Source organism: Roseivirga spongicola (assembly GCF_034376045.1).
In the GTDB taxonomy this organism is placed as follows: Bacteria; Bacteroidota; Bacteroidia; order Cytophagales; family Cyclobacteriaceae; genus Roseivirga; species Roseivirga spongicola.
The window spans coordinates 2,586,373-2,611,118 of record NZ_CP139724.1; the positions used below are offsets into that span (position 1 = coordinate 2,586,373).

The window sequence follows — 24,746 nt, forward strand, 5'->3', positions numbered from 1 at the left end:
CATAGTTAGGTCGTGTGATATCGGAATGGCTAGGAGTAGGCGTTTTTGGCGTGATTTGAAAAATTTGCATGATTTTTGTTAAAAAGTGTTTCTCCTCCCTCGATTCTCTGATACTTTCCTTTAAATTTGAGTTAAGGTCAGAATTAATTATCGAATGCAGAAACTCAGTCTTAATCAAAGTTTAAGTCAGAAGCTGTCTCCACAGCAAATTCAGTTCATAAAGCTGTTGCAAGTGCCAACAGCAGAGCTAGATGCAAGGGTGGAAGAAGAGCTTGAACTTAACCCTGCTTTGGAAGAGGGTAGAGAGGAACAAGAGGCGTCTCAGGAGAGTGATGAGTTTGAAGATTCTTATGAGGATAATTCAGACGAACTCAATGTGGAAGACTATTTGGCAGAAGACGATTATGCCGGATACAAGATGCAGGGTGATGGTAATTATAACGATGATGAAGATCGTGAGATGCCTATTGCTATGCAGGCTTCGTTAAATGAGCAACTAGAAGCTCAGCTTGGATTCTTGGGTTTGGATGATCGCCAAGAGAAAATTGGTAAGCAGCTTTTGGGTAGTATTGAGTCTGATGGATACATTAGAAGGGAGCTAGATGCAATTGTTAACGACCTTGCGTTTTCTCAGAATATCGAAACTGATATAGATGAACTCGAGGAGCTGTTAAGTGAAATACAAAAGTTCGACCCTCCAGGAATAGGGGCGAGAAATCTAAAAGAGTGTCTGCTTATTCAGCTTGAAAGAAAAAGAGAGGAAAATGAGCATGATGAAGAGATTCTAGAAGCGCTTAATTTGGCCTATAACATTGTAGACTTATGTTTCGATGAGTTTACAAAAAAGCACTACGATAAAATAGAAAAGAAGCTTAACCTTGAAGATGAAGAGGTTTTTAAGGAGGCTATATCGGCAATAACTCGCCTTAACCCAAAGCCAGGAGGTATTTCTGGTGGCTTGGTAAAGACACAATATTTAATACCCGATTTCATTCTTTCCAACAAAAATGGAGAGATGGATCTTACTTTGAACTCCCGAAATGCTCCTGAGTTGAGAGTGAGCTCTTCTTACAGTGAAATGTTTTCTGCTTACGACAAGAGTGATAAAAAAGACAAGAAGCTAAAGGAGACGGTTAGCTTTGTGAAGCAAAAGCTTGATGCAGCCAAATGGTTTATCGATGCTATTAAACAGCGTCAGAATACTCTTTTGAGAACCATGGAGGCTATTGTAAAATATCAGTATGAGTTTTTTGAAGAAGGTGATGAAGCTAAGTTGAGACCAATGATTTTGAAAGACATTGCTAACGAAATTCAAATGGATATTTCAACTGTTTCTCGTGTAGCCAACTCAAAGTCTGTTCAAACTGATTTCGGAATTTTTCCTTTAAAGTATTTCTTTAGCGAGGGTATTTCTACAGCAAGTGGAGAAGATGTGAGTAGCCGTGAGGTGAAAACTAGACTGCAAGAACTGATAGATAATGAGAATAAGAAGAAGCCTTTGTCTGATGATAAGCTAGAAAAAGCATTAAAAGCTCAGGGCTATAATATTGCCAGAAGAACTGTTGCCAAATACCGTGAGCAATTAAATATTCCGGTTGCCAGACTTAGAAAAGAACTCTGATTTGAATTTAGCTGCAAGGCTTATTACCTACATCTTTCAGCCGCTGTTAATGCCTACAGCGGTATTTTGGGTGGTGCTTTTTTTCATAGAAGGTAGTTCAAACCTTACAGATAAGGGTAAGTCTACTGTTGTGGGGTTGGTCTTTGTAACCACATTTGTCATTCCAGCACTCACGGTTATTATGTTTAAGGTCACTAAAGTCATTAAGGACCTTCATATGAAAGATAGGAGGGAAAGGCTAATGCCTTTTATGTTCATCTCTATATTCTACCTGATTGTGTCCTTTATGATAGAAGGGCAGCAGTGGATGACCCCGCTGCTAAAAGTTACGTTTGTGGCAATCACTACTGTAGTGGTTGTAACCAATGGAATCACTTTCAGATGGAAGATTAGTGCCCACACTGCAGGCGTGTTTGGTAGTTTAGGTTTTATTTTAGCTCTGCAGAGGGCATTCCCTTCTACTAATTACCTGCTTTGGCCTTTGTTAGTGGCAATTGCTCTATGTGGAGCTGTGTCATGGGCCAGATTATACTTACATGCACATACACCCAAAGAAGTATTGGGCGGAGCTTTGTTAGGCTTTGTAGTGTGCTATGGTTCAATCCTTTTATTTGCTTAAACCTATGTACGAATTTCTGAAATACAATTTAGAAGCCGGAGTTGCTACTATTACATTGAATAGACCTGATGTCTATAATGCCTTAAATAATGAGATAACTTTCGAGCTGCAGGCAGCACTGAAGGAATGTAAGAAGAATGATGAAGTGCGTGTTGTGGTGCTTACTGGAGAGGGTAAGGCCTTTTGCAGTGGACAAGATCTAAAAGCAGCCTCTAAGGAACCGAACCGATCTTTCTCGGAATCGATTCATACGAGGTATAATCCAATCATTCAGGCAATTAGAAATCTGCCAAAACCAGTTGTTTGTAGGTTGAATGGAGTAGCGGCTGGCGCTGGGTGTTCGTTCGCCTTGGCCTGCGACTTGGTAGTTGCGGCCGAAAGTGCTAAGCTGATAGAAGTGTTTGTGAATATAGGGTTGGTTCTTGATTCAGGGTCATCGTATTTTCTGCCGAGATTGGTTGGGTCGTCAAAGGCTTTTGAATTGGCTACTATGGGTAGTAGGGTTTCAGGTAAAGAAGCTGAGGCGTTGGGTTTAGTGAACAAATGCGTTGCAGATGATCAATTAGATGATGCAGTTAAAGCCTACACTGATTATTACGCTAAGGCACCTACCAAAGCTATTGGCATGATGAAGAAAATGCTCAACAAATCTCAGGGAGCATCCTTAACAGAGATGTTAGAATATGAAGCGCACATGCAAGATATTGCTGGTGCGTCACACGATTATAAAGAAGGAGTGAATGCTTTCTTAGAGAAGCGTAAGCCTGAGTTCTTAGGGAAGTGATTCTAAGAGGTAATCTCTTAGAATCCTGTTAATGCAATTCCGAAAGTTAGGTTGTTGGTGTCTTCACCGCCTGCAGGAGGAGTTTCGAATTTATCAGAGAGCTCGTAATAGCCGAATAGGCTAAATCCTCCAAAGCCAACTCTTGCCTGAACGCCATAGCGGAAACGGTTTAGGCCATAGTTGGCTCTATTTTTCACCATGTGATTGTCTCCAAGAGAATCTTCATACTTGAATTTGGTGAAAGAAGAATATAGAACTCCAACTTTACCACCTATAGCAGCTCTAAAACCTCTTGAATACTGGTTTTTTCTACTGTAGAATCTGAATTCCAATGGAATGTCTAAATAGTTAGCTCCTAATTTAGACTTGCCGTATTCAAATACATCTGGTTGAGATAATTGTTCGGCTGTTACTTCAAGTGCTCCATTGTTTATTTCGCTGCTTAATGTGTAGTTATCCTCGAAAGAGAATTTCTCAAGTCCTAAGCCAATTCCAGGAGTGAAGGTGAATTTGCTATTACCCAATGGTAAATCGTAGAAATAAGTAATGTTGACAGTTTTCGACTGAAAATTGTTCAGTGCTATATTGTCAGGGGCACTGCTCCAAGTGTTTACGCCTAAATCAATGATCAGAGCTCCGGGAAGATCTGGTCTTTGAGCTTTAGCAATATTTCCCAACAACACGAGTGCAACTACGGCAAATGCAAATTTCTTCATATCAATTATCTCAATTTGAGAGCTGACAAAGTTAGTATTTTTTAAAAGTTATAATAGCTCTCTTTCACAAAGAAAAAGAATTACCTACCTTTGCAGCCTAATTTAACGGACTTTAACTAAGAACGTTGAAAAAAGGCCTCGTAGCATAACTGAATAGTGCACCTGATTACGGCTCAGGAGGTTGCAGGTTTGAATCCTGCCGAGGTCACTTTAAGTGCAAAGCCCACCAGAGATGGTGGGCTTTTTTTATTGGTTATAAAACTATGTACTTTATGCATTTCGCTTTAGCTTCTAAAAAGCATCCTGGAATTTGCGATGTAAGAATCTTGATTGACGTCAATCTATAAATCTAATCCCGAAACTTTAGGTACGTACATTTTCTAAGTCGGCCATTCGAAGCGACTTTCAGTTGCTTCTAAAACTGTGGTGCATTCAGCCATAGTGATTTATTTGCTTAGCTCAAATCCTGTATCTGGGTTAATACGGATAAAAGTAAATCCTATTCATAAGTGTAGGTTTAAGGGGCGAGTAGGGCACATCCTTTAATTTGTTCCTGTTTTTTCATAAACAATGCCTACACAGCTAATGAAATATGGTTGAGGAGGAGGTTCAATTTTGGCTAATCCAACTTTTTCTTTCAATAAATGAGCTGAATAGGGCTTTCTATGGCTCCGTTTCGGAACTAATCAATAGGAATAACCATTTAATAGTATCACCTTTGTAGGAGAAAGTAATTGGAGCTGCTTTTCTAAACTCAATCCCGCTGATTTGATGAAAATCTCAATCCTGCCGAGTGTGGTAGGTTGTCAGTTGTATAAACAACAATCAAGTACTGCACTTTAGCGTTAGCAAACCATTGAGAGAACTGAAAAGTAGACAGTTCTGGTTACTTGGTAGCTTTTAGGCTATCGTTTATTGTTCACTTTAAATTCATTTATGGCAAGATCGCAAACTACATTTAACAAGAAAGAAAGAGAAAAAAAGAAGCTTCAGAAGAGAAAAGAGAAGTTGGCTAAAAGAGAAGAAAAAAAGGCCAGCACTACAGATGGTAGCTTAGATAGTATGATGGCATACGTAGACGAGTTCGGTAATATTTCTGATACTCCGCCAGATCCGAATGCTAAATCTAAGCCAATCAAAGCAAAAGATATTGAAATTGGTGTTCCTAAGCGTGAAGAGGAAGACTTAACAGCCGAAAGAAGAGGGCGTGTTAAATTCTTCAATAACTCTAAAGGTTATGGGTTCATTGCTCAAGACGGAAGTCACGAACAGTTCTTTGTTCATGCAGATAACTTGATGCAGCCAATTCAAGAAGGAAACAAAGTGAGCTTCGAAATTGCCCAGGGTCCAAAAGGCTTGATGGCGGTAAAAGTGAAGGTGGTTGGCTAAGCCTTTACTGAGGTAAAGGTTATATTTCTAGTTAGATTTAGTAACCGCTTACATAAATTGAAACCTTGTTAGCTATCCTTTACGTTATAATCGTTTAAGGTCAAAACAACAACAACATGATAGCTTACAAGGGGCAACACACCATTCACAAAATGGGTGGTCAGATCTATTGGGAATCTGACAGCGGAGCAATAGAGGGGATCGATAACGGGTTCGCCCTCTTCAGCTCAAAAAATCTACTCGGTGAAAATCAAAAAACCCGTTTTTCCATTCGTTTCGGTCTCAACGGAACACAAGAATATCAAATTAAGGACAGGGTACTTCAAGTTAATCAGCAGCAATTTTTGGTAATGAATGCTGGTACGGAATACAATGTAAAAGCTCAGAACGGTGAAGATACCACCATGTTAGCTTTTTGTTTTAATGAAGACTTTGTTAGCGACTTTGTTAGTTCACATAGTAGCTCTGATGAAGATTTAATAGACAGAAATGGTATTTACGATCTGATTGAAACATCACCCGAATTTCCCTTACATACTTTATTGGTAGATGAGGAGGTAAAGCCTGTGATAAGAGACATCATACATGCTAAACTTTACCTTTCGGCTGATGAGGTAGACAATTACTCAATCTTCAACAGAATTCTCGAAATGGTTTTTGCAGATTGTAGCGCTCAACTACATAACCTAGAGAACCAAAAAATTGTAAAGCAATCGACCAAGGTGGAGCTTTATAAAAGATTGTCTATAGCTAGAGACTATATTCAGGCGCATTATTGTGAAGAAATCAATTTGAATGAGCTTTCAAGAGTGGCTTGTCTTTCTCCTTATCATTTCCACAGAGCATTTAAGAGAACCTTTGGAATTACTCCTAAGAAATATGTGACAGCCTTGCGTATTGAAAGGGCTAAGTGGCTTTTAAAGAATAGAGATTCTAATGTGCAAAGTGTGTGTAATGAAATTGGTTTTAAAGACGTAAGCTCGTTTACGAGACTATTTTCTAGTTATACTAAAGCTACCCCATCAGCATACAGAAATCAGCTTTCTTCAGTTTATGCCATTTCGGCCTAATAGATTTTTATCCAAAGGTATTTCTCCCGACAGTTGAAATAAAATCTCCTGTCGGGATTGGAATGTTTCTTCCACTCACTTGTTTCTTCAGAACATTCTGATTCAATTAGTGTTCTCACAAGGTGAATCTAACACCCCTTAGTACTTCGTATGTACACAGCAGGTTGACGATCACTTTCATTGAATCAACCTAAAAAAGAAACATCATGTCTAAAACGTATTACAACCCAGAAGATTTAAAGAAGTTTGGCGATATCACTGAGTTCCAGAAAGAAATGGGAGACAAGTTCTTCGATTGGTATGGAGAAGTATTTAAGCCAGGAGCCCTCACTGCTAGAGAAAAATCTCTAATCGCCTTGGCGGTGGCTCATGCTATTCAGTGCCCTTACTGTATTGATGCCTATACTGACGATAGCATGAAAAAGGGAGCAGATGAAGAGCAAATGATGGAGGCTGTACATGTCTCTGCTGCTATTAGAGGTGGAGCCTCTTTAGTGCATGGTGTTCAAATGATGAACAAAGTCAAAGAAAAATTAATGTAGTCTATGTCTTTAGCTACTCTTAAAAGAGCAAAACACTGGCTTTCTACGCCAGAAGAACAAATAAAAATTCTCAGTAAAAACGAAGAGATTAACATTCCTTCCTTTGAATCTAAGATTCAAGACATGGGAATGAAGAACCTTAAACCGGTGGGGATTGATATTTTTCAGGTCAATGTAGGCAAAATGTGTAACCAAGTGTGTAAACACTGCCATGTAGATGCTGGCCCTGATAGAAAGGAAATCATGACTCGAGATACCATGCAGCAAATTTTGGATGCTATGGATAGTATGCCGGTAAAAACAGTAGACTTAACAGGCGGAGCTCCGGAAATGAATCCTGACTTTCGGTGGTTTGTTGAGGAGCTTTCTAAAAAAGGGGCGGAAATAATTGTACGGTGTAACCTTACTATTATTCTGGCTAACCCAAAGTATCATGATCTGCCTGATTTTTTCAAAAAGCATAAGGTGAATGTGGTTTCTTCATTACCGTCATTTACTGCTAGAAGAACCGATGCTCAAAGAGGAGATGGCGTTTTTAATAAGTCTATTGAGGCTTTAAAAATGCTCAATGCAGTGGGCTATGGAAAGGAAGGAACGGGTCTTCAGTTAGACTTGGTTTACAACCCTTCAGGGGCTTATTTGCCAGACGACCAGTCAATTCTAGAATCAGAATTTAAAGGCAGGCTTAAAGATGGCTTCGATATAGATTTTAATAACCTTTATTCAATCACCAACTTACCAGTAAGTAGATTTTTGGATTACCTCTTGAATTCTGGTAATTACGAGGACTATATGAGTGAGTTAGCCAACGCCTTCAATCCAATTGCTGCTGAAGGTGTAATGTGTAGAAATATGGTTTCTATAGGCTGGGATGGTTACCTCTATGATTGCGATTTCAATCAAATGTTAGATTTAAAGCTTAATCATGGAGCTCCCAATCACATTAAGGATTTTGACTGGCAGAAGGTGCTAAATCGAGAAATTATTATAAATCAACATTGCTTTGGTTGCACGGCAGGTGCTGGTTCTAGCTGTGGCGGAGCAACTACTTAGATTATGGAAAGTTACTTAGAAACTACAAAGAACGTATATAAACAGGCTGCTGAAACTCCAGATGTGGGTCTGTGCTGCACTACAACTCCAGTTTGGGCTTTCCCTGAATTGGAGATTCCACAAATTATGCTAGACATGAACTACGGTTGTGGAAGTACTGTGCACCCGAGAGACTTGGTAAACTCGCCTAAAATTCTCTATGTAGGAGTTGGTGGAGGGATGGAGTTGTTGCAATTCTCTTACTTCAGCCGACAGCCTTCAGGGGTAATTGGTGTAGATGTAGTTGATGAGATGCTGGAAGCATCTAAAAGAAACTTTGAACAGGCTGCTGCTACTAATAAGTGGTTCGACCCGAGTTTTGTAGACTTGAGAAAAGGTGATGCGCTCAATTTGCCTATTGAAGATGAGTCGGTAGATGTGGCTGCCCAAAACTGTCTTTTCAATATTTTTCATGAAGAAGACTTAAAAAAGGCCCTAAGAGAAATGTACAGAGTGCTAAAGCCTAGAGGTCGCTTAGTGCTTTCCGATCCTATAGCAGAACAGGAAATGCCAGACTCGTTGAAGTTCGATGAAAAGCTTAGAGCTCTTTGCCTGAGTGGTTCTCTTCCATTAAGCCAATACATTAAAATGATTACCGATGTTGGTTTTGGTACGGTAGAAATTAGAGCAAAGAGACCATATAGAATATTAAAGCCGGGTCAGTATGATACGCCAACATCAATCTACATTGAGTCTGTAGAGGTTTGTGCTATCAAAGACCCAATGCCAGAAGATGGGCCTTGTGTATTTACAGGGAGAACTGCCATTTATACAGGAGATGCCGAATATTTTGACGACCACAAAGGTCATGTCTTGCTGCCTAATCAGCCACTTGCTGTTTGCGATAAGACAGCTGGTAATTTAGAGGCACTACAGAGCGAAGATATTTGGGTTTCTCCAAGTACCTATTTCTACGATGGTGGTGGTTGTTGTTAACCAAAACCTTTAAGGTGTTCTAAAGCTGACTCAACCGAGTTGGCTTTTTTTGTTTCTAGAGTAGTGCCTCTTTTAAGGTCATTTTTATTTATTTTCAACCAACCTTAATCTAAGCAAATGGAAGAAATTGATAGAGATGATGACTCTAAAGAAGGTAAACTGAGGAGATGGGTAGCTAACCTACAATTAGAAAGCTGGCAGCTTGAGCTACTGATCACTGGTTTTTCCATATTCCTATTAGCTAGTGGAATAGATGAATATGAGAACATCAGGGCTCGCATTAACTTCAATAAGCTAGTCGCCACACAAGATAATACGGTCATTTTCGCAGCAGCAGGCAAAGCTATCTTAGGGACTATTCCTTATGTAATTCAGTTCTTTTTAATCAGTTTGCTCTTGCACCTTTTGCTTAGAGGGTTTTGGATAGGAATTGTAGGCTTAAGCTCCGTTTCTAACACCATCGATTACGATAAATTAAACCTGAAAGGCCCTTTCAAGAAGTATATTCCTAAAAGAGTTAGGACCTTAGACGATTTGATATTTTACCTAGATCAGGTCTCAAGCGTAATATTCGCTTACACCTATCTTATCGTATTTTCTATCATATCTGTGGTTCTGGTAGGGTGTTTCTTGTTCATATTTATTGGTACAATAAACTTCATCACAGGCACTTTCGGAATGTCCAGTGTAGCATCGTTGGGTATAGTGCTGATAATGATACTATTTGTGCTTCTCTTTATAGGGGCGATTGTCTTCTTCCTAGATTCGATTTTGTTCTCAGCCTTCAAAAAGTCCAAGTGGTTTTCAGTTATCTTTTTCCCTATCTATCGGCTATTCAGCGTGCTTTCACTCTCATTCATTTATCGTAGTATTTACTACCACCTGATAACTAATTTTAAGAGGAAGCATATTGTATCGGTTACCTTGGTTTTAGTGGCCGTAGCTGTTGCGACTACTAGATTAAACTCTTGGGATAGGCATACCTTTTTCCCTGGAGATGGGGTTCATAACGCTAGAGTCATAGAAACCTCTTTTTATGATGATGAAAGGAAGAGCCGATTTGTTTACTCTGCCAGTATTCCGTCTAAGGTGGTTAAGGAGAGCTTTCTGCCACTGTTTGTTCGCTATTCTCCTAGCATGAATATGTCGTTGGCATTTTTCTGCCCAGATGCCCAAGGAATTAATGATAAGACTACCCTCAGGGAAAGCATAGAAGCCGGAGTACAATCACAGTTCGATTCTACAAAAACGGTTGTTGAGTTACTTCAGAAGGATAATGTGAGTGCTGTAAACTTGATTTCAATTATCGATTGTATAGAGTCGACTTTTGAGGTCAAGGTAGATGGAGAACTGATTGCTCTAGATTTTTCTTTTGCTTACCATCCGAATGAAAATGAGAAAGGCTTTTTACAGATGATTGATCTGGAAGCTTTTGCGAGAGGAAAGCATGTGATTACAGTTGATCACTTTGAGTATCAAGGAGCTCCATTTCTTGGCGAAGTAACTAGAGAAAGGTTCAAGATGACCCAACTAGCAGAAATAGTTTTCTGGAAAGAGTGATTTCCGGAATGTATTTCTCAATTCCTTGAGTCGGCTCGCCAGAATGATGCTTATCCCTGTCTTTTCAGAATCTGTCTGATTTTTACAGTAACAAAGCTGAAGATGGTGAAATACCCGATTGCCATTAATGTAAGTGTCGCTTCTATAGTCATGTCTTTCTTTTTCTCAAAGATCATGCACTTTTTGTTGGTTGTAATCGGGAAATCTCTGGTTGTTAGAGAATAGGTGATTCTCTTAGATGGGCTTATCTCCAGCGAATTCGATTTACCTTTTTTGCTTTAACAAAATGCTCTGGAATGTATTTTACAATACTATCTCTCAGACTTTCTAGCACAGCTTCTTTGGTAAAACCCTTATGTACAGCCAAGCTGATTTCTCGGGTTGGCTCTGGTTTTTCGAAACGCTTAATTCTGTAATCGTCTTTCTGATCCAACACAGAAAGTTCGGGCACTAGGGTATAACCCATATGGTTCTTTACCAAATTTCTCAGCGTTTCTATTGAACCGCTTTCGTAGCTAATGTTTTCAATTTTGGAGCTATTAGGCCTATTGCAAAGAGAAAGGACTTGGTCTCTAAGGCAGTGCCCCTGATTTAACAACCAAAGACCAGTTTCTGGAAGGTCTTCAGGACTTATCTTTTTTCTAGCAAAGAGGGGGTGTTGCTCCGCTATGTACAATAAAAAGGGTTCGTTGTAGAGTGGTATCTCTCTAATGTTGCTCTCGTCTAGTGGAGTAGCTAAAATACCAATGTCTAGCAAGTCGTGTTTAATATCATGTATAATCTGCTCAGACTCAATTTCTCTCACCTTAAGCGTAATGTTCGGATTGTTGTCAGAGAAGTGCTTGAGGAACCGAGGCATTAAGTAGGGCGCTACAGTTGGGATTACACCAATTCTAAAAACTCCACTTAAGTTGTCTTTTTCCGTATTAACGTAATCTTTCAAACCGTTTACTTCCCTCAATATTTGACGAGACATATTAATGATTTGCCTACCAGTTTTTGTTGGTTCAATGGGGTGTTTAGACCGATCGAAAATCAATGTCCCCATCTCATTTTCAAGCTTCTTTATCTGGAGCGTAAGGGTGGGTTGAGTAACAAAACAACTATCGGCTGCCGTTACAAAATGTCGGTGGGTGTCTAATGCTACAATGTATTCTAACTGCTGTAATGTCATATTGCTAAAATCTATATACTAAGGGAACATATAGACCCTAAAGATAGTTGCTTTATTATACTATTAGAAAATTAGAATTAACCGAAAACAAAAATCAAAATGGAAAATAAATCAGAAAGCGCAGTGGTATCAAGATTGAACCAACTGCTTATAGATTATCAAGTTCATTATCAAAACTTAAGATTGTTTCACTGGAATGTGAAAGGTCCTTTCTTCTTTGTACTACACGATAAATTTGAGGAGTTGTACAGAGAAGCTGCCGAAAAAGTAGACGAGATTGCAGAAAGAGTTTTGGCATTAGATGGCACTCCAAAAGGTTCTTTAAAGAATATTCTATCTAATGCACATGTCGAATCTCATGCTGAGCAAATGGATGCAAATGCTATGGTTGAGGCAATCATTGAGGCTCACAAAATTTTAATCGGAGATTTAAATGAGGTGTTGAAAGCAGCGGATGAAGATGGTGACGAGGGTACAATAGATATCTTCACCAGCTACATTCAAGAGCTAGAAAAATACAACTGGATGTTTAAATCTTACTTAAAGTAGGTCAATGAATTTCCATACAAGAAAATGGGTGAAGCCTGAGGATTTAAATCCCAACGGAACTCTATTTGGAGGAAGTCTTCTCGCCTGGATAGACGAGGAGGCTGCCTTATACACAGTGGTACAGTTAGAGAATAAGCATATAGTCACCAAGTTTATTTCTGAGATCAATTTCATTAGTGCTCCTCGACAGGGAGATATCATTGAGATAGGTATTGAAGCGGTAGAGTTTGGGAGGACATCTCTAACATTACGCTGCGAGGTGAGAAATAAAATTACTCGAGAGAATATACTTTCCATCGATAAAATAACGATGGTGAATTTGGGAGAGGATGGAAAACCTGCCCCTCATGGTAAAACCAAAATAGAATTTGTAAGAGACAGGCTGCAGTAGGAGCCTGTTTTTTATCTATGACTATCGTAGTCTTGCAACATGCTGAGGTAGCTCATGTATCGCTCTTCAAATATTTCACCTTCTTCTAGTGCTTCAATTACCTTACAGCCTGGTTCATTAACGTGAAGGCAATTGTTAAAGCGGCATTCTCCAATGTACTGCCTCATCTCTGGGAAGTAGTGACTAATCTCTGAGGCTTCCATATCAACTAAGCCGAGTTCTTTGATTCCTGGCGTATCTATAATTTTGGTATCTGCATCTACTTCAAACATCTCAGCAAAAGTAGTGGTGTGCGTGCCTTTATTTGCGAAGGTTGATACCTCTCCAGTCTTTTGAGCTAGTCCTGGAATTAGTTTGTTTAAAAGAGTTGATTTCCCAACGCCTGAGTGCCCAGCAATTAGCGTGGTTTTCCCCCTTAAATGTTTTTTAATGGTTTCAAGGCCTTCTTCAGTTTGAGCCGAGATAAGGTTTGTTTCATAGCCTATGTGGTCATACATGGCACATAAATCTAAAGTCTTATCTAGCTCTTTTTCATTCAGTAAATCCTTCTTGTTGAAAATCACTAGCGCTGGTATTCTGAAAGATTCGGCACTAACCAAAAACCTATCTATGAAACCTTGAGAGGTACGTGGAAAAGAGACTGTGGCTAGCAACAGTGCTTGGTCTACATTAGCAGCGAGAATATGAGAGAAACCATTCTTTCTGGTAGACTTTCGGATTATATAGTTTTCTCTGTTTTGAATCTCTGTAATTAGGCCAGAGTTTTCATGTTGTTCATCAGGAATAACCTCTACAAAGTCTCCAACAGCAATAGGGTTGTTGACTTTAATGCCGTCTTGTTTAAATTTTCCTCTAAGCCTACTCTGATAGGTGATACCATCTTCACCTTTCACATCATACCAACTGCCTGTAGATCTGTATACCTGTCCCTTCATTTTAATTCTTCCTTTAGGTATGATATTATTCGTTCAGTTGCTCCCTGATTTTCTGTTACATACTGAAGGCAAATATCGGAAGCTCCTTTCCTAAATCCTTCAATTAACAAGTTATTCAGTACATCTTGCGTCTGCTGAGCATCTTCTACAGAAAAGGCCCCACCGAGAGTGATCAGTTCTTCTGATTCAGGGAATTTTTCTAAGCCTTTATTGCCGAAAACTACTGGTAAACCAAATGCTACAGCCTCTAAAATGTTATGAAGGCCATCGCCAAAGGCTCCTCCAATATATGCAAAGTCGGCATATTGATAGGTGGAAGAGAGCATGCCGATAGTATTCAAAATCAATACACTGTCTGTGTTTGTAAGATTACCATCGCTGTACAGTTTAAAAGGTACAGATAAATGGCTTGTGATTTTTTCTACATGGGCTCTGTCTATAAGGTGCGGTGCAATTATGATATTGATTTCACCACTTTTTGCATTAATGAAATCGGCCAGAACGGTCATGTCTTCTGGCCAGGCACTTCCAACGATCAGGGTAGTCTTATCACCGCAGAATTTCTCAAGGTCTGCGTAGCTTTCTGGGCTTGCAACAGTTTGACTTACTCTGTCGAACCGGGTATCTCCAGATATGCTACAATTTTCAACCCCAATACTCTTTAATAAATATTCTGACTTGGTGTTTTGCACAAAAGTATGGTCAAAGTACCGAAGCATTTGCCGGTAGAAGCTGCCGTACTTTTTAAAGAAAATATGATTTGGAGTGAATATGGCAGATATGCTGAATAAAGGGATTGATCGCTGGTCTGCCTCTTTTAAAAAGTGGAACCAATACTCGTATTTAATAAAGCAGGCGAGGTTTGGTTTTAGCTCCTCGAAAAAACGTTTTGCATTCGCTTTAGTGTCAATAGGTAAGTAGCAAGTAAGGTTTGCAATAGGATGCTCTTTTCTGTGTTCGTAGCCTGAAGGAGAGAAAAAACTCACAACTATGGAATATGATGGAAATTCCTCCTTAAAGCGCTCCATTACTGGAAGCCCCTGTTCAAATTCACCTAAAGACGCGGCATGAAACCATGCTACTGGACCTTTTTCATTGGATCTATATTTTCGTATTTCGCCAAAGACATTCTTTCTACCCTTAATGAATTTTTTGGCCTTTGCATTGAATGGGGAAGAGGCTTTGGCCAGCAAAGCATAAAGTCGAACTCCAAGGTTGTAGAGAAATATCATTGAGGGCAAAAATAACAAACCACCGCATAGGTTACTCATTTCTTCTCAAATCACTAGCTGTTTTGCATTCAAGCTTTAATCATTATAACCCAGCCGTTATGAAATGATTTATCCATATTCAGTTTAGGAACTTTGCGAGCAATTCTCGATTATTACGTACCATTTTTGGTGAACCCTCTCAATTAAACATGACTACTGTTGGTAACTTTACTCGAGTTACTTAGGCTGTTGAGCTGCATAACCCACTGGGGTTCATGTGTTTATTTTATAGCATTCTATAACTCACTATAAACCTTAAAACTCACTTTATTATTTAACTATTCAATTATGCAAAAACGTCTTTTACCATTACTATCACTCTTATTAGTGATTTGGGGCTGTGGCGAGGCAGGTTTTCAATCCGACATTTCAAAGAATGTTGAAATTGACCCCATCAATGTTCAATTGTCTGTGCCTGCAATTTTCGTAGGTCAGGATATTGATGAAACTCCACCAATTGATGCTTCAACAGGTGTTATCGATATCTCTGATAATGAATTTTCAGAATACCTAGATGATGCTACAAAATTCACCATTAACAAGATTTCATACAGCATTGTGAACTTCCCTAGCGGTAGCAGAGCTGACTTGGACATGGATATTGATGTAGCTATTGCTGGAGGTCAAAACCAAGATTTGCTTGAAATACTTATTGCTGATGCTCAGAATAATGTTGAAGATGTGATTTTGTACGAGGCAGGAACTCCGGGTAATGTTAGTGCAATTGCCATTCAGGACTTAGAGCAAGCTCTATTTAATAGCCAGACTTTCGAATTGGATATCGAAATTATAGGTCGCGATGTAAACCTCTCTCAGTCAGATGTTGACTTCCAGATAGTTTTCAAATTCGATGTAACCACAAGACTTCAACTAGACTAATCTTCAACCAAGATGATAATGAAAAGAATTAACAGATTTTTTATAGCGGTCTTCATGTTGTTCAGTGCTTCATTTGGACTTAAAGCACAGGTAGACCTTGACGCCTTTCTAGAAGCAGGTGTTGCCGATGCAAACAAATTATTAGAAGGATATTTACAGCCAGCTTTTGAGGGGTTTGGCTATGGTTTGGCTAGTGGCTGGTATAATACAGCTAAGCCTCACAACTTGCTCGGTTTCGACTTATCAGTTACCATTTCTGCTGCAAGTGTACCTACAGGTGCTGAGTTTTTTACTTTCAGAAACTCAGATTATACTAACGTTAGATATGACGGTGGCGCATCAGTAGATATCCCTACTATGTTTGGGCCAAATTTAGGTGCAGATGATCTGCCTCAACTTACTTTCTTAGATCCGGATACAGGAGAGGAAGTAGTGAGAATTTCTGCTCCAACTGGTTTGGGAATTGAAGAAGATTTTATGCCTTTTAATGCAGTTCCGGTACCAATGGCACAAATTGGTATTGGCCTTCCTAAAGGTTTTGAATTGAAGGTTCGTTACGTACCTGAGCAAACTTTTGAAGACGATGGTAATGTAAAGCTTTTTGGCTTGGGTTTAATGCACGACATCAAGCAATGGTTGCCAGGTGAGAAACTTCTTCCAATTGATTTATCAGTGTTTTTAGGGTTCACCAACCTTACTTCACAAGTGTATATTGATAAGGACTTGGACCAATATGGTGAGTTTGAGGCCAATTCTTATGTTTTCCAAGCAGTGGCTTCTAAGAAGTTCTTATTTGTAACTGCTTTTGCAGGATTAGGATACTCTAATTATGATATTGGTTTCAATATGTTAGGAGACTATACTACCGAAACTAGAACATTTACAGATCCGATCAGCCTGAAATACAAGAAGAATGGAGTAAGAGCTAATGTAGGTTTAAGATTGAAGTTATTGTTCTTAACACTTACAGGCGAATACGCTTTCCAAGAGTACAACACAATGTCTGTTGGTGTTGGTTTCTCATTTAGATAAGGTAGAAAGACAATTTTAAAAAAAGGAGGGGCGTTGAGCCCCTTTTTTTATTGTCCTTTAAAGTTTGGTTTTCGCTTTTCTATGAAGGCACTCATACCTTCTTTTTGGTCTTCAGAAGAGTAAAGGGTGTTGTAATTTTTCCTTTCAAAATAGAGTCCTTCTTCCAACGAAATCTCAAAAGACCTATTAATAGATTCTTTGGCCATTTGAACCGCAAGCGGAGGCATAGAAGCAATTTCTTGAGCAAGTTTGGTAGCCTCCTTCATATATACTTCTACCGGAACAATGCTGTTGATTAGGCCAAGGCTCAAAGCCTCTTCAGCATCTATGAATCTTCCAGTTAAAATCAACTCCATGGCTTTTACTTTGCCTATGGCTTTGGTGAGCCTTTGAGTGCCACCTGCACCAGGAATTACACCTATCTTTATCTCGGGCTGACCAAATTGAGCAGTCTCTGAGGCTACAATCATATCGCAGCCCATGGCTAATTCGCAGCCACCGCCCAATGCGAATCCAGAAACGGCAGCAATGATTGGCTTTTTAACGGATGATATTTTTCTCCACAAGCTGAACAGGTCCATCTTGTACATATCTATGCTGTTTTTATCTGCCAGTTGTCGAATGTCTGCTCCAGCAGCAAAAGCTCTTTCGTTACCGGTTAAAATAATTGCCCTTACCTGCTCATTAGTATCTAAATCTTGAAGAGCCTCTGCAAGCTCTGTCAATAATTGAAGATTAAGAGCATTGAGTTCTTTCGGACGATTTAGCTCAATGAGTGCTACGTGTGGGGTGTGGTCTTGGCTTACTTTTATAAATTCCATAGGTTTGAAAATATTGTCTGCAAGTTAAAAGAGTAAGAGGAAATGACTCAAGTGAAAGTATTATTTGTCTGTTTAGGAAATATCTGCCGATCGCCTTTAGCCGAAGGCATTTTTCGTCATAAGGTGAAAGAAAGAGGGTTAGAAGAAGTTTTTAAGATAGACTCTTGCGGCACTGCCGACTTCCATATAGGTGAAAAGCCAGATAGCCGGTCTGTGGCTAATGCCAAAAAGAATGGAATTCTATATAGTCATAGGGGAAGACAACTAAAGAAATTCGACTTTAATGACTTTGACTACATTTTACCGATGGACGATTCTAACATCGATAACGTGGCACAATTGAAGCCAGAAGGGGCTACAGCTGCGGTTATAAAGATGAGAGATTTTGATGAAGAGGGAGTGGGGCAAGATGTGCCAGACCCATATTACGGAGGAGAAAATGGCTTTCAATTGGTTTTTGAAATACTGGAACGTTCAACTGAAAACTTACTCAATAAGTTAGTGGAGAAACATCATTTGGCTTAATGTTAGAGAACTTCTCAGATATGCTTTCCAGAATGCTTTTTCAGGTTCTGGGCGATGAACTTAAGGTTGAATCTGTTCAAATTCAGAGTGGAGGAGACATTAATATGGCGGTTTGTGCCGAAACCAACCATGGTGATTTCTTCATTAAGTGGAATGAAGGTCAGTATGACGATATGTTTGAGGCAGAAGCCCAAGGTCTCAAATTATTGCGTCAAGCTACACAGCTTAAAATACCTGAGGTCTTTGGTTATGGAAAGTTGGACGATAAGGCATTTTTGGTTTTAGAGTTCCTAGAGCCTAGTGCAAGCGATGATACCTATTGGGCTAGATTAGGAGAAGGGATAGCTCAGTTGCATCAGGTTAAAGCAGATAAACATGGTTTAAATCATAACAATTATATCGGCAGACTTAATCAGAATAACAGTTTTAACGGTGATTGGATTGAGTTCTTTCGAGAGAATAGGTTGAATACTCAATTAGGTTTAGCAATATATAATGAAGAGGTTGAGAAAGACTTTGTTCGGGACTTTAAACGCTTTTTAAGCAAGCTGCCGCAGATTGTACCCCCTTCAGGGCCTTCACTATTACATGGCGATTTGTGGAGTGGAAATGTAATGAGTTCTACTCGTGGCTCAGCGGTCTATGACCCAGCAGTATACTTTGGAGCCAGAGAAATGGATATAGCCATGACCCAATTGTTTGGTGGCTTCGATCAGAGGTTTTATGAGGCCTATGACTCCAATTACCCACTGCCTGACGATTTTGATGCTTTAGTAGAAGTTTACAACCTATACCCTCTAATGGTGCATGTCAATCTTTTTGGGGCAAATTCAGGATACTTAGGCTCTGTTTGGCGAACGATTAAGCGCTATATTTAGTCATTGGTCATTGGTCAATAGTTAATCCCATTAACCAATTCTCTAATCAACCATTTTACTAATTCACCTTATAGACCATCTGGAAGTTATTTCTGGAACGTTGTTCAATAATAACTTGCTTGCCTTCCATTAGCTCATTAATGGTCTCTTGATTATAGTTTTTTACTGTAATCATTTCTAGGCCCTCGTTGTAATAAATACTGAATTCGTCCATCAGAGCGGTTCTTAATTGCTCACGCCTTTTTGGGTCATCATCCATACAAATGGTGAAAGAGATAGCCGAGTTCTGCATAAGGTTAATGGTGAGGTTTAGCCTTTTTACATGCTCGAAAATGGTGTAAATGTGAGCCTCGTTGATAAATGAAAAGTCACTGATTTTAAACGAAATAACCGTCTGCTTGTCTTTATGGATAATAGCAGGGTTGAGGTTCGGAATCTGGCATTCTTCAATAACAGTTCCTTTCTCCTGCATATTTTGGAAAGACCTTACATACAGAGGTATTCCTTTTTGAGCTAAAGGTTTAATGGTTTTCGGGTGAATAACCGAGGCACCATAATAGGTCATTTCTGCAGCTTCTTTGTAAGGCAGTCTGTCATATAGCTTAGTGTTCTCAAACTTCTTTGGGTCTGCATTGAGTACACCTGGCACATCTTTCCAAATAGTAACCGAATCGGCACCTAATGAGGTAGCAAAGATAGCTGCACTGAAATCGCTTCCCTCTCGGCCAAGAGTGGTGGTGTTGTATTTAGCATTACTGCCAATAAAGCCTTGTGTAACCACCACTTTATCTTCCAGATGAGGCATAGCCTGAGACTTGATCATGGCCTGAGATGCACCCCAGTCTACCATTGCTTGTCTGTGCGTGCTGTTAGTTTTTACTACCTTTCGAGCATCCACCCAAACGGCATCAATGCCTTGTTTATTCAAGTAGGCAGCAATAATTTTTGTGGAAATCACTTCGGCCAAAGAAACTGTCTGGTCATAAACAAAGTCATAGCCGAATGCTGAGCTATATCCATTAAGGCCATGGATCAATTGCTCGTAAATTTCTTCCATGTCTTCTCTTAAAGTTTGGCTACTCACTAAGCCAAGGTCTTTAATGATGTTGTCATGAAAATTCTTAACCTCTTCAATAGGAATTTCGGCAGGTTCTTCTTCAATTACTTGGTTTAACAGAGCCTCAAAAGCATTTGTCATTTTGCCCATGGCAGAAACAACCACCAATAATTTCTCATTTTTATGTGCAGCAATAATATTGACCATATTCTGCACAGACTCTGCATCTCTAACAGATGCCCCTCCAAACTTAAAGACTTTCAAGTGACCTAATTGATTTTTACTATTTTCGCGCAAGTTATTAACGTTTGATTAGAATCAAATTATAACTCATCAATGGGAAAAGCGGAAAACTCAAGAATTGCCCTTCCGGTGGGCTCTAATCTTGACAGGTTCATTAACAAGAACCAAGAGGCATTTAAGTATGCAACCGGAGAATTATCACAACTCATTCGCGATTTAGCGTATGCAGGTAAGGTGGTAAACAGGGAGATTAACCGTGCCGGCCTTGCTGGCATTACAGGAGCTTATGGCTCAGAGAACGTTCAGGGAGAAGAACAACAGAACTTGGATGTAGCTGCAAATATTCGTTTCACCAGAGCTTTGAAAAAAGGTGGTGAAGTGGCGGCTATTATTTCGGAAGAAGATGAAGATATCATCGACCTAAATAACCCACGGTCTAAATACATCATTGCAATCGACCCACTAGATGGATCGTCAAATATCGATGTAAACGTCTCTATCGGAACAATTTTTAGCATTTATAGACGGATTTCTCCGGCAGGAAGTCCTGTGCAGGAAGAAGATGTACTACAAGCTGGTAAGCATCAGGTGGCGGCAGGCTATATTCTTTATGGCTCTTCTACCATGTTTGTTTATACCACTGGTAAAGGGGTAAATGGCTTTACCTATGAGCCAAGCCTTGGAGAGTATATTCTTTCTCACCAGAACATGAAGATGCCTAAAGATGGAAAGGTGTATTCGGTCAATGAAGGGTCTTATCGCTCTTTTGACGATGATGTAAAGGCCTATATCGAGACTTGTAAAGACAGAGGTTACTCTGCCCGATACATTGGTTCTTTGGTGGCAGACTTCCATAGAAATTTACTGAAGGGGGGAATCTATATTTATCCTTCTACTGAGAAAGCGCCTAATGGAAAGCTAAGACTCATGTATGAGTGCAATGCCTTAGCCATGATTGCCGAACAAGCTGGAGGTTTAGCAACTGACGGTAAGCAACGAATTATGGATATTGAGCCAGAGAGCTTACACCAGCGTGTACCTTTCTTTGTGGGAAGCAAGAACATGGTGGAAGAGGCTTCGAAGTAGTTTGGATTTCTTATTCAATCTAATTCCTGATTTAGGAGCAGTTACCAGGTTCTTGATTTTCAAGCCCTTTTCAAGTAAGAGACTTGCTGATTACTATGATAAAGGACGATCGGAGAGACAAGACCTAAAGAATTGGTTTGCGGGATTAGTCTTGATAATTGCAGTTATTCTTTCGATCAAGTGGATGATCTAAGAGGAGGCTGTCTCAGAAGCTATAAGTCATTTCCGGCTTCATCTCGATCAATCGGGGAGGAGTTTCACTAAAGGCACTCTAAGCCGATGGAGAATCCTAGTCGCCTTAAGAATGACTAAAGAGGAGCTTTTGAGACGGCCTTTTTAGTTTGTGGCGTTTGCGGTATTGAAGAGTTTTATGATGTTGTTCAGACCTCAAGCATCTCTGTTTAAGTCTTCGTTGGTTTGTTTAGCTACGTATAACTAGCTTAATGATGTTTTACTGAACTAGATTTATTGTTTACTGGTTACTTAATCGATGCGTCCATCACCTTTTGCCTTCCTTATTCTTGTAGTAATTCTCGCTTGGCTAGATTTCTATGCCTATCAAGCGACTAAAACTCTCATCAGTAAATTCAAGCCAAGGCTTAGAAGCATTATCAGGTATATCTATTTGGCTCAAACCATAATAATGCTCGGCATGGTTATATTCCTTTGGTTAGCCCAAACAGGAACAACCTCATTTATGTTTCTGCTTTCCATCATCTTCATGAGCTATGCTGCTAAACTTTTGGCGGTTCTTTTTGTCTTCTTCGATGACATAAGAAGAGTACTGAAATGGTTCTTTGAAGGAAGAAAAAGAAGGTATGAGAAGAGAGTGGCGAGTGGACAAAAGATGCCTCGCTCTAAGTTTTTAGCTCGTTCTGCTGTGGTTGCTGCTACCTTGCCAGTAGTAACCATGAGCTTTGGAATTGTTAAAGGTGCTTATGATTACCGAATAAGAAGAAGACGTGTTTATTTGCCGAATCTTCCGAAGGGGTTTGAAGGTGTAAAAGTTGCTCAGTTATCCGACATTCATAGCGGTAGTTTCTTTGATAAAACAGCAGTTCAGGGAGGAATAGATCTACTGCTGAATGAGAAACCCGATATGGTTTTCTTCACTGGAGATTTGGTAAACAATGAAACCAAAGAAGTGAAGGAGTACATGGACATATTTTCTAAGGTGAAGGCCGATTTGGGTGTTTATTCTACCCTAGGAAATCACGATTATGGCGACTATAGATCTTGGCCTTCGCAAGCTGCTAAGCGCAATAACTTGGAAGACATGATCAAGGTGCATGAGCGAATGGGCTGGAATCTGATGATGAACGAAAACCAGTCTATTAAGGTAGGCACCGAGCAAATATCGGTGATTGGTGTAGAAAATTGGGGCGCAGGTAGGTTTGCGAAGTACGGAGACCTCTCGAAAGCGGCTTTGAATGCTGAAGGAGACGTGAAGCTTTTACTTTCTCACGATCCAAGTCACTGGGACGCTCAAGTTCGAGATCAGCAGCCAGATATTGACCTAATGTTTGCTGGTCACACGCATGGAATGCAGCTTGGTGTGGAAATTGGAGACTGGCGATGGAGTCCGTCTAAGTATATCTACAAGCAGTGGGCCGACCTCTACAAAGAAGGAGATCAGTACCTGTATGTTAATAGAGGGTATGGCTTCTTAGGCTTTCCTGGTAGAATTGGTATTTATCCTGAAATTACCGTGCTGGAGTTAACTTCCAAGCCAGTATAATGCTTCTAAAATTAGTTCAGAACAAGTCTGTAGAATTTCTGTTTTGCCATTTCTAGGAATCCTCTATATTGAGTTCTAAAGATTTTAACTGTTTCTTATTTAGGGAGGTGTGATATGGCAAGTATTTCTAAGAAGCTCAAGTGGACAGCCGCTTTACTCATTGTTTTTCTCTTAATAATTGCGACCAATCTGGTAGATCGGCAGCACTTTAGAAGAGTGAAAGAGTCGGTTGTGGCTATGTATGAAGACCGTTTGGTGGTAAAAGATCTTATCTTTGAGTTGAAGCTACTGGTAGACCAGAAGAAATTGGCTCTATTGACAGAAAATGAGGAGTTTTTTGCCGATCAAAACGAACAAGTAAATGACTCTATTGATGCTTTGGTAGAGCGCTTTTATGCTACTCAACTTACTGCTGAAGAAAGAGATTACTTAAATGCTTTTGTTGAGAAAACAGAAACTTTACGGCCTATCGAAGAGCGGGTTTATACAGACCCACAAGCAGAAGAACAGTTAGCCAAAAGTCTACATGCTTTAGAGTCAGATTTGTATGTGCTATCAAAGATTCAGTTAAGCGAAGGAAAGGTTCAACTAATGAAGGCCAGTAAGTCCGTCAATGCCATGGACTACCTAACTAACCTCGAATTAATTGCGCTAATTGTAATAGCGGTCTTTGTAATATTTATATGGGTATATAACCCTAAAAGCAGCTTATCTACTAGCAATTGAGACTATCTCTACTTGCATAAATTAGGTGTCGATTCTGCCGAACCTATGCTGTTTAACCCTGAGAGAGATTCGCTTAGAAGCTCATGATTTGAGGAAGATTTCTCGGTTAATAACTCTGCACAAATTACATTCCCAGCCCTTCTAAGTGCTTTACCTTATGGTAGGTGAGAGCCGCTTTAATACATTGCTTTAACTCATGAAAGGGTGGCTCTTCATTGAGTTGGAAAACGATAGCCCTCGTTCCTTCATAATTGAATAAGCCTCCAAATTTTTCTCTAAAGGAAGGAACCAGCTTACTCGTACATTGGAAATACATGGCATATTGGTCTGGGTTCTTCGGTTTCCAATCAATGCGAAGTGTACTACCAATCTTGGTTACATAACTAGGTTCTCCCCATTTTAAGGTTTCTTCTAACCACTCTACTTGCTCAACCTCTTTAGCTGTTTCAATAATAAGGCGTTGCAGCTCTTCAATCTTCGGTTTTACTTCAGTAGGATATTTATCAAAGACAGTTTCTACTTCTGGTTTTGAGTTAATGATAAGTGACATGCTTACTTTTCTTACATCCTTTATTGAAAGGAGTAATTTACGAAATCTACTTGACCAGATTCGCTAATGGTTACCTCTTTACTTTCTACTATTTCATCATCAACTCTAATGGTCATTTTTATAGTATAAGGCTCAAAGGGAACGCCCACCTGTACCTCCGAGAGGTCTCTATAATTTATTGTGGCAATTGTTAGGTAGGCAACCGTAGTATTCGGGTAACTTATGTCTAAAGGCAAATTGTCATTACTAGACGAACGCCAAGAAATATCGAGGTTATCTCCTTCAATATCCAAGTCAATTTCAGACCCTCTTTTATCAGAGGCTTCTATTGTAAAACGAATATCATGTGTTTGCGGATATGCTTCGAAAGGCGCAGGTTCGTCAGAGCAAGATAGTACCAACAATAGGGCGAAGGTAGATAGGATGAGCTTTTTCATAGGTGAATTATTGAGGGTGCGAAATTAGTAATATCTCCATCTTCTCCAATTCAACTGATTCATTTTGAGTGCATTCTGCTGGTTCAGGATGGTTGTGTAACTCTCTGATTTTACTCTTTAAAAAT

General features: G+C 39.6%; 27 protein-coding genes and 1 tRNA gene. 19 read left to right on the top strand and 9 right to left on the bottom strand.

Annotated features, from left to right (window positions below; all coding sequences use genetic code 11):
- The first annotated feature begins 154 nt into the window (after positions 1-154).
- From rpoN to T7867_RS11530, 3 genes are read left to right on the top strand one after another with little or no spacing between them, the layout of a single operon-like run.
- Positions 155-1,621: an RNA polymerase factor sigma-54 gene (gene rpoN / locus T7867_RS11520; RefSeq protein WP_068225102.1), complete on the top strand. Its 1,467-nt coding sequence runs from the start codon at positions 155-157 to the stop codon at positions 1,619-1,621.
- 1 nt (position 1,622) lies between these two features.
- Entirely contained in the window at positions 1,623-2,240 is a 618-nt protein-coding gene (locus T7867_RS11525) for a phosphatase PAP2 family protein (RefSeq protein ID WP_157717731.1), read from the top strand.
- Positions 2,241-2,244: 4 nt separating this feature from the next.
- Positions 2,245-3,024, top strand: a complete 780-nt coding sequence (locus tag T7867_RS11530) for an enoyl-CoA hydratase-related protein (protein ID WP_322299304.1) — start codon at positions 2,245-2,247, stop codon at positions 3,022-3,024.
- A 17-nt stretch (positions 3,025-3,041) separates the two neighbouring features.
- Here the strand turns inward: T7867_RS11530 and T7867_RS11535 are convergent, their stop codons facing one another.
- Entirely contained in the window at positions 3,042-3,740 is a 699-nt protein-coding gene (locus T7867_RS11535) for an outer membrane beta-barrel protein (RefSeq protein ID WP_068225107.1), read from the bottom strand.
- Between the two features lie 134 nt (positions 3,741-3,874).
- Here T7867_RS11535 and T7867_RS11540 point away from each other — a divergent pair.
- The 7 genes from T7867_RS11540 (at position 3,875) to T7867_RS11570 (ending at position 10,329) form a co-directional block, all read left to right on the top strand.
- A tRNA-Arg gene (locus tag T7867_RS11540) sits at positions 3,875-3,948 on the top strand.
- A gap of 728 nt (positions 3,949-4,676) precedes the next feature.
- The gene (locus T7867_RS11545; protein WP_068225109.1) at positions 4,677-5,129 is read left to right on the top strand and encodes a cold-shock protein; all 453 of its coding nucleotides are present in this window, start codon (positions 4,677-4,679) and stop codon (positions 5,127-5,129) included.
- A gap of 116 nt (positions 5,130-5,245) precedes the next feature.
- On the top strand, positions 5,246-6,199 hold the full coding sequence (locus T7867_RS11550; protein ID WP_322299305.1) for an AraC family transcriptional regulator: 954 nt from the start codon (positions 5,246-5,248) through the stop codon (positions 6,197-6,199).
- A 206-nt stretch (positions 6,200-6,405) separates the two neighbouring features.
- Positions 6,406-6,741, top strand: a complete 336-nt coding sequence (locus T7867_RS11555) for an arsenosugar biosynthesis-associated peroxidase-like protein (protein WP_068225113.1) — start codon at positions 6,406-6,408, stop codon at positions 6,739-6,741.
- 3 nt (positions 6,742-6,744) lie between these two features.
- Positions 6,745-7,794 carry an arsenosugar biosynthesis radical SAM (seleno)protein ArsS gene (gene arsS / locus T7867_RS11560; RefSeq protein WP_273515454.1) on the top strand — a complete coding sequence of 350 codons (1,050 nt, stop codon included), beginning with the start codon at positions 6,745-6,747 and terminating at the stop codon, positions 7,792-7,794.
- 3 nt (positions 7,795-7,797) lie between these two features.
- Positions 7,798-8,769: an arsenosugar biosynthesis arsenite methyltransferase ArsM gene (gene arsM, locus T7867_RS11565; protein ID WP_068225117.1), complete on the top strand. Its 972-nt coding sequence runs from the start codon at positions 7,798-7,800 to the stop codon at positions 8,767-8,769.
- Between the two features lie 117 nt (positions 8,770-8,886).
- Entirely contained in the window at positions 8,887-10,329 is a 1,443-nt protein-coding gene (locus T7867_RS11570; RefSeq protein WP_322299306.1) for a hypothetical protein, read from the top strand.
- Between the two features lie 50 nt (positions 10,330-10,379).
- On the opposite strand, the gene T7867_RS11575 is transcribed toward T7867_RS11570, so the two are convergent.
- Positions 10,380-10,505 (bottom strand): hypothetical protein, encoded by a 126-nt coding sequence (locus T7867_RS11575; protein ID WP_262501411.1) that lies wholly within the window; start codon positions 10,503-10,505, stop codon positions 10,380-10,382.
- A 68-nt stretch (positions 10,506-10,573) separates the two neighbouring features.
- Positions 10,574-11,503 carry a hydrogen peroxide-inducible genes activator gene (locus tag T7867_RS11580; RefSeq protein ID WP_273273465.1) on the bottom strand — a complete coding sequence of 310 codons (930 nt, stop codon included), beginning with the start codon at positions 11,501-11,503 and terminating at the stop codon, positions 10,574-10,576.
- Positions 11,504-11,602: 99 nt separating this feature from the next.
- Between T7867_RS11580 and T7867_RS11585 the strand changes: the two genes are divergently transcribed.
- Entirely contained in the window at positions 11,603-12,052 is a 450-nt protein-coding gene (locus tag T7867_RS11585; protein WP_322299307.1) for a Dps family protein, read from the top strand.
- Between the two features lie 4 nt (positions 12,053-12,056).
- Positions 12,057-12,443 (top strand): acyl-CoA thioesterase, encoded by a 387-nt coding sequence (locus T7867_RS11590; protein ID WP_068225122.1) that lies wholly within the window; start codon positions 12,057-12,059, stop codon positions 12,441-12,443.
- A gap of 11 nt (positions 12,444-12,454) precedes the next feature.
- Here the strand turns inward: T7867_RS11590 and rsgA are convergent, their stop codons facing one another.
- Together rsgA and T7867_RS11600 are read right to left on the bottom strand one after the other, a co-directional pair.
- The gene (gene rsgA, locus T7867_RS11595) at positions 12,455-13,378 is read right to left on the bottom strand and encodes a ribosome small subunit-dependent GTPase A (RefSeq protein ID WP_322299308.1); all 924 of its coding nucleotides are present in this window, start codon (positions 13,376-13,378) and stop codon (positions 12,455-12,457) included.
- On the bottom strand, positions 13,375-14,610 hold the full coding sequence (locus T7867_RS11600; RefSeq protein ID WP_322299309.1) for a 3-deoxy-D-manno-octulosonic acid transferase: 1,236 nt from the start codon (positions 14,608-14,610) through the stop codon (positions 13,375-13,377). The genes rsgA and T7867_RS11600 overlap by 4 nt, the downstream gene beginning before the upstream one ends.
- 327 nt (positions 14,611-14,937) lie before the next feature.
- On the opposite strand from T7867_RS11600, the gene T7867_RS11605 reads away from it, so the two are divergent.
- Together T7867_RS11605 and T7867_RS11610 are read left to right on the top strand one after the other, a co-directional pair.
- On the top strand, positions 14,938-15,528 hold the full coding sequence (locus tag T7867_RS11605; RefSeq protein ID WP_157717732.1) for a hypothetical protein: 591 nt from the start codon (positions 14,938-14,940) through the stop codon (positions 15,526-15,528).
- An 18-nt stretch (positions 15,529-15,546) separates the two neighbouring features.
- Complete coding sequence (locus T7867_RS11610; RefSeq protein ID WP_273273459.1) at positions 15,547-16,560, top strand: DUF6588 family protein; 1,014 nt, start codon at positions 15,547-15,549, stop codon at positions 16,558-16,560.
- Between the two features lie 47 nt (positions 16,561-16,607).
- Here the strand turns inward: T7867_RS11610 and T7867_RS11615 are convergent, their stop codons facing one another.
- Positions 16,608-17,381 carry an enoyl-CoA hydratase-related protein gene (locus T7867_RS11615; protein ID WP_322299310.1) on the bottom strand — a complete coding sequence of 258 codons (774 nt, stop codon included), beginning with the start codon at positions 17,379-17,381 and terminating at the stop codon, positions 16,608-16,610.
- 42 nt (positions 17,382-17,423) lie between these two features.
- Between T7867_RS11615 and T7867_RS11620 the strand changes: the two genes are divergently transcribed.
- Both T7867_RS11620 and T7867_RS11625 read left to right on the top strand, forming a co-directional pair.
- Entirely contained in the window at positions 17,424-17,906 is a 483-nt protein-coding gene (locus tag T7867_RS11620; protein ID WP_407691163.1) for a low molecular weight protein-tyrosine-phosphatase, read from the top strand.
- Entirely contained in the window at positions 17,906-18,784 is an 879-nt protein-coding gene (locus T7867_RS11625; protein WP_322299312.1) for a fructosamine kinase family protein, read from the top strand. Before T7867_RS11620 ends, T7867_RS11625 begins: the two co-directional genes overlap by 1 nt.
- A gap of 58 nt (positions 18,785-18,842) precedes the next feature.
- On the opposite strand, the gene T7867_RS11630 is transcribed toward T7867_RS11625, so the two are convergent.
- The gene (locus T7867_RS11630; RefSeq protein ID WP_322299313.1) at positions 18,843-20,105 is read right to left on the bottom strand and encodes an aspartate kinase; all 1,263 of its coding nucleotides are present in this window, start codon (positions 20,103-20,105) and stop codon (positions 18,843-18,845) included.
- Between the two features lie 72 nt (positions 20,106-20,177).
- Here T7867_RS11630 and fbp point away from each other — a divergent pair, with 72 nt between their 5' ends.
- From fbp to T7867_RS11645, 3 genes are all read left to right on the top strand, one after another.
- A complete protein-coding gene (gene fbp, locus T7867_RS11635) occupies positions 20,178-21,170 on the top strand; it encodes a class 1 fructose-bisphosphatase (protein WP_322299314.1) in 993 nt (330 codons plus the stop codon).
- A 490-nt stretch (positions 21,171-21,660) separates the two neighbouring features.
- On the top strand, positions 21,661-22,908 hold the full coding sequence (locus tag T7867_RS11640; protein ID WP_273515428.1) for a metallophosphoesterase: 1,248 nt from the start codon (positions 21,661-21,663) through the stop codon (positions 22,906-22,908).
- Positions 22,909-23,022: 114 nt separating this feature from the next.
- Entirely contained in the window at positions 23,023-23,634 is a 612-nt protein-coding gene (locus T7867_RS11645) for an MCP four helix bundle domain-containing protein (RefSeq protein ID WP_322299315.1), read from the top strand.
- Between the two features lie 124 nt (positions 23,635-23,758).
- On the opposite strand, the gene T7867_RS11650 is transcribed toward T7867_RS11645, so the two are convergent.
- Complete coding sequence (locus tag T7867_RS11650; protein WP_322299316.1) at positions 23,759-24,184, bottom strand: DUF1801 domain-containing protein; 426 nt, start codon at positions 24,182-24,184, stop codon at positions 23,759-23,761.
- Between the two features lie 20 nt (positions 24,185-24,204).
- Complete coding sequence (locus tag T7867_RS11655) at positions 24,205-24,621, bottom strand: hypothetical protein (protein WP_068225144.1); 417 nt, start codon at positions 24,619-24,621, stop codon at positions 24,205-24,207.
- Positions 24,622-24,746: the final 125 nt, after the last annotated feature.